The organism is Deltaproteobacteria bacterium, from assembly GCA_011773515.1.
In the GTDB taxonomy this organism is placed as follows: domain Bacteria; phylum Desulfobacterota; class Deferrimicrobia; order J040; family J040; genus WVXK01.
Map to the genome: position 1 here is coordinate 20952 of WVXK01000099.1, position 422 is coordinate 21373.

2 protein-coding genes are annotated in these 422 nt (G+C 68.0%); both read left to right on the forward strand.

Going from position 1 to position 422, the window contains the following annotated elements; all coding sequences use genetic code 11:
- On the forward strand, positions 1-189 hold a 189-nt coding region (locus tag GTN70_10705), incomplete at its 5' end, for an SDR family oxidoreductase (protein ID NIO17437.1).
- Positions 186-422, forward strand: a 237-nt coding sequence (locus GTN70_10710; GenBank protein NIO17438.1) for a DUF2088 domain-containing protein, incomplete at its 3' end; no start/stop codon positions are given. The genes GTN70_10705 and GTN70_10710, both read left to right, overlap by 4 nt.

A 422-nucleotide genomic window follows, 5' to 3' on the forward strand; every position in this document is an offset into this window, starting at 1 on the left:
GTCTCCCCGGGGATAATCTCGAGGCCGGATCTGCCCGGCGGCGCGGAGCTGGAGGACGTTCTGAAAAAGATTCCCGCCGGCAGGCTGGGGATGTCCGACGAGGTGGCCAAGACCGTGCTGTTTCTGGTGCAGGCCCCCCCCTACATTACCGGCGAGGTCATCGGCGTCGACGGGGGGTACGGTTTATGACCGGCCGGGACCTGCCGGGGGAGGCGGACCTTCGCTACGGAGACCGGACCATTTCCCTCCCCGGGGCGCTGCGGGAGAAAGCGGTCCATTTGCGGCCTTTGGCGCCAGCGGTCGCGAAAGATCCCGGGGAGCTCATCGAGAGGGCCCTCGATGCCCCCCTTGACCTCCCGCCTCTTGCGCGAATCGTGAAGGCCGGCGAAAAGGTCGCCGTCGCCGTACCCGACGTGACGCGC